The 5228-nt window shown below is 60.6% G+C and carries 2 protein-coding genes; both read right to left on the reverse strand.

Annotated elements, in window-relative coordinates:
* The coding region (locus tag WMK75_RS18210) for a hypothetical protein (RefSeq protein ID WP_347269000.1) at window positions 1-1577 on the reverse strand (1577 nt) is incomplete at its 3' end.
* A gap of 857 nt (window positions 1578-2434) precedes the next feature.
* Window positions 2435-5228: hypothetical protein (locus WMK75_RS18215; protein ID WP_347269001.1), on the reverse strand; the 2794-nt coding region annotated here is incomplete at its 5' end.

Below are 5228 nucleotides of genomic sequence, written 5' to 3' on the forward strand. Positions count from 1 at the left end.
GCCGCCCGGACAGCAGCCAAGGCATCCTCGGCTTCGACCTGCGACGCCTCCAGCTCAACCCTGTTCACGGTGTTCTGTGCCACCGGATCAACATGCCCCCGCAAATGCTTGCGGGCGCGAACTTCGCGCTCAAGGTCGCGCTCATAGTCAGCCTGCTGTTGCGCGGCGACAGCTTCGGCCCACGCCTCGTCTGATTCATCGACACCGGCGCGCGTCGTGGCTAGCACACGCTTTGCGGCATCCCCAATTTTCCCGGCGAAAATCTCGCCCGCCCGGTCAACAACGGCTTCATCAGACAACGCGCCAGCCGCCGCCGCCGCGCGCCGGTCACCGTCAAAATCTGAGTCGATGATATCGCGCACCGCCGCCAGACTGTATGACCGGCCATACTGCCGCGCTCCGTGTTCCAGCGCGTCATCCAGCGTTTTCACCTTCGGCGCATACTCAGCCACGAAACGCGCAGCCCGCTCACCGGCTGCGGCCAGCTTCAGCAGTGTCGCAGCGCGTTCAAGCCATTTCCTGCTAAAGTCCTTATGCCTGACAACCTCGGCGGGCGTCATCCGCGCGGTTGAGACCTTCTTGCCCGACTCAATGCCGGTATATTGAAATTCAATCCGCAACCACGACGCCGGGGCGTCAAGATTGCCCTTGCCGCGCTGTTCAAGCCCCTTCTCATACACGCGAAGCAGGACGCCGCCTTTTCCCTTCAAGTAGAAGGTTCGCCCCTTTTCCTCGCTACCCACAACATCGGGCGCGCTGATCTTCGCCCCACGCGCAAACGTCACGCTCATATCATGCAGCTTGTCGAAAGCATCCGGCCCGGCGTCGAGCAGGTCCAGACACACGTCTACGCGGATCGCTTGAAAGTTCAGGTCGGCGCGCTGCAACTGCGGGACGAAACGCGCGCAGAAGCCATGCCCCCCTTTCACTGTCAGCCGAGGGGTGGCCCCCATCGTTGAACCGGATTGCAGGAAGCACACCGCCGCCGATTCGTCCCCTTGGTGAAAATTCAGACCCCGGCCATAGTCGCGGCCCGTTTTCGCACTGAAACCCTGACGCAAGCCAGCGTCGCGAAGAAGCAAGCAAGCCCTCTGAATCACGCCGCGTTCAATTTTCCCGCCCGCGCGACACTCTGACGTTCCGTCCGGCGCGGACAACAAACCCTCGAAGTAGTCAAACTTGAACTGTTCCAGCACTTCCGCGAGCCTGCCCCCGGTTTGAACGGAACGGCTCTTTCTGGACGTTTTTCCATTATCTTTCAACAGTTTGCCTTGAAGTTTGGAGGCTTCCAGGGCTAAATCCGGCGAAATCGCCTGATTGTCGTGCATTTTCAATGCACTGCCGCAAAGTTCGGACCGTATTACTTGACGGTCCGAACTGGCAGGCACCGCGCCTGCGGGATGCAGGCTGCGGGCGGCTTCCATAGCCGCCACAGCACGCGCAGAGAGGCCCGACGAGGCGGGCGCAATGCAAACACCCGCGCCGCTAGGGCTGACGCCCTGGCGGCGCTCCTGCTGCCCGGTCGCGACGGGCACGGCGGTTTCAGTGGCGGAAATTTGCGAAAAATTTTGAGTCATGTTGTCGATCCAATTGATCGACAGACGCGGCTATGCTATTTCGAGCATACGGGGCTGAAACGGCTTGCCGGCGTTGTCGATCCGCCGCATTTGCCTTTCCGCTCGCGCTTCCATCCGCTCAAAGATTTCGCGCGGGCCGGATAGGCCCCGTATCAGTCCTGGGCGCTGCCCATTCCCTGTCTTTTCGTCCTACGCATCGCGTTTCCCCGCTGCCCGCATTGCGGGCCGTAACCGTTGCAGCGCCCACAACGCCGGATCGCGATTGACGGGTAAGCCGTCAGATGCGAAAACCGTGTCATGTGACACCGGGTCATCAAGCTGGGAAAGAGCCTCGCAAGCGCCTGTATATAAACGCTTTATCGGCTAGTTGGGGCAGAATCCTACCGCCCCAGCCAAGTTTTCCCGAGCATGGCAGATGAGCGAGCAGTCGCAATGGTGGATTCGGTTTCCATAGGGATTTCGTGGTCTTGCGTGACGTTTCGCTGTTCCCGATTCAAGATCGTTGCTTTAGGCCCGGCCCGCATCGCCCGAGATTCTGCCCCCAAAGTGCCCCTCATAAAGTGTCAACTTAACCTTCTTGGCTAACGAATGACATGACGGTTTCGACGGGCCTGCGACCCATGTGCTGTGAACCCCTTCTCTCATCCAGCTGAGACCAGAGTCCGAGGTTGAATTTGGCGCGGTTGCGCCGACGGAGCAATGGGCGATCTGCGCAGCAGGTCAGATGCGCGGAGCTGATAGAGGTGGTGCCGCCTGGTGAGACAGTTTGGCGGCTTGGCTAAGGTGGATCGGGTTGGTTTCTACCGGAGGGGATGGGCCTGAAATCGGACCTTCTCCACCTCCGTTCGACGATAGGTCTACGGTCGGTAGGTTACCCGAGCGCCCTCATCGATGATAACAAAACGATCCTGATGCGCCGGATCATAGGGGTTCGGCAGCAGCGTAAACTTCGGCTCGGGCGTTAGTACGAAATCCACCTTAAGGATGAAGAACTCCTCACGCTGCCGCCTCCGACGCTTTCGGGCGATCTCTCTCGCGTGGCGGATCTCGGAGGTGCCGAGCGTGAAGCCGGTGCCATCCTCTTCGCTAGATTTGACCTCGATGTTGTAGGTGCAGCCATCCAGCATGAACGAGATATCGCAGCCTTTCCCCTCATCTACATAGGAAGCGTTGTCCGGAAAGGCTTTCGCACTGTAGGCCGAGACCCAGTTTGCCGGCGTGATGATCTCGGGCCCGTATTTGATCTGCAGCCAACGGAAGGCATGGATCTCGCCCGCTGCCCCGATCAGGTCCTCCATGTCCCGGCGTGTCTTCGGAGGCACCCGGGTGCGCTTGGTCCTGTCTTTCGAATCGCTCGGCTTCGGCTTTTTTGCCTTTTGCGGAAGCGTGACCGCCTTCAAATCGAAGCCCGCAAATGCGCGCACGCTAGCGTCGGGAACATGCGCCGAAATATGCGCGAAGAGTTCCGCTAGACCGCTGTCGGAGTTGTCGATGTCACCGCCACAGACCTGAACGATGCGCTTTTTACGTTCGGCCGCCGCCTGCAGGGCCGACAGCCGGTCTAGGGCATCATCCATCTCGGCAGGATTGACTTGCAAAGCAGTCATCAGCGCGTCGAGCGCCCCGGCATCCCGAATAGCGTCGCGGATTTTCTGCGGCGCAGTCGGGGGCAGGTCCGCGCGGATGAAATCCAGCGCGCGCGCTTCGCCCCAGCGCAGGGTGAAGACGTCGCGATCCTCCGGTCGAGGCGACAGGGTCGGATCGCCGAGTTTCGCCTCGTGCCAGGCAGAGCTTTCGTTCATGCCCGCTGCGGCATGCCATGCCGCTGCGATCAGCATGAGGCGGCTGTGCAGCCCCTCCAGGAGCCTGCGGTTCACGGATGCCACTTCCACGGGATCGGTCAGCGAAACCTCGAACGGAAGGCACGCGATGGCGCGGCCAAGCCAGGCGGCCATCTGCGGTATTGGATCAGCGATCGGTTGGTCGGTGATCATCGGCACGACCGAGAGTTGGGGCATGACGGCCACTCTCGCTTCGCGGAACGCACCGACAAGGTCGTTGAAGCCCCCGGACATCGTCCCTTGGGCGTTCTGCCCGTGAAAGGCGGCAATCGTCAGCACCAAGGGAATGACCCCATCGAGATCTCGAAACGACGCTAGCTCGACGGACTCGCTATCCGCGAAAGGTTGATTGCCCGACTGCGCAACCAACTCGAAGCGCTCCGAATTCCTGACCGCGACCCCGAAACGCCCGGAAAAGCCTTCGGCAAGGCGTTGTGCGGCCTTGGGTTCTATTGCGATGACCGAGAGGCCGAGTTCGCGAAGGTCCGAAGTGGAGGAGCGACTGCTCGGCAAATAAACCGGGTTGGCCGCTGAGGGTTCCACCAAGGCCAGAACTCCGTCGGGCTTCTGCACCACAACATGTGCAGGGAAAGCAACCGGTGAGGCGGGATCAAATGCGTCCCAAGCCGCGCGCAATTGACCGATCAAAGTGCTCGCGTTGCGGAATGTGCGATTCTCCACGGCTTTGCCGAGACTGTCTAGCAACCGCACATCGTCTGTTCGCGTCTCTGGGTCGTAATGGGCGACCCCGAGACGTGTGAACAATGACTTGAGGGCGTCGTCCTGCTCGATCCGCACCGAAACTTGGGCGGGCAACGGGTCGAGATGCTCAAAGGTCCAGGTTCTGCCGTTTGCGGTGTAGCGGCTTGGGACAAACCAGCGTCCAGCTGGCTTGCTCCAGCTTCGTGTGCCCTCATGATCCCCGTCGGGGATCCAGTCGAACATGGCCAGGGCCAAGAATAGCGGCGAGTCGAGGGTAATGCGCTCGTAGGTCCCCGTGTCCCTCATGAGGTCCACGCTTGGCCAACCGCTGCCCCAACGCGGCGCACTGCCCATTACGACATCAAGAAGGGCTTGTTTCGTATCGCTGTCAAACGATGCGCGATTTTCGAGCCCCGGTAGCCAGCGGAACGTGTCGATCTTGGATCGACCCGATTTGTATGAGCTACTCCAACCATTCAGATTCTCGCCGAAAGCTTTCCAAGTCTCAGCGTCGATGGGTGCCGGGGCGGCTTGGTGACTCTGAAAGCGGTAGTTGCTGACCTGACATATCAAGGCAGGCTCCTTTCCGCCGATTCTCACGAGCGGAAGCCCATCGGAAACACCTGCGCTTTCAAGCACGTGGCGTGCGACTTCACCGAACTCGCCCCAGTCAGGGTCATCCGGTTTGCAGAGGAGCCGAGCGCGCGCGGCCTTGGCGCTTTCCGTGCCGGCAAGTCGCAGGTATCGATCCACCGCGACGCCTTGTGTTTCGGGCCAGCCCTTGCCGAAGATGGCCTGCGAAAGGGGATACCATCCTCCACGGCAGGGAACGGGGATCTTTGCCATGGCCTTGGTGACGCTCTCGCCATCGCCGCGCGCCTCGAGCGAAGCCGTAAGACGGAGCGCGTAGGAAAGGGCATCGCGACACAATCCGGCATCGCTGGTCCTATGAACAACGGGCATTTCGGGAAGGTTTGGGACTAGAATGTCCGCAAGCACGTCTTCGCGTCTGAAGGTATTGACCAGCTTGGAAGGGCTATGGCTGAAAATGGGTGATGGGGCCTGAGAAGGCGGCGTATCGTGGCGGGTGTCGAAGCCTGCCAGAACC

The organism is Paracoccus sp. (in: a-proteobacteria) (genome assembly GCF_039808215.1).
Lineage (GTDB): Bacteria > Pseudomonadota > Alphaproteobacteria > Rhodobacterales > Rhodobacteraceae > Paracoccus.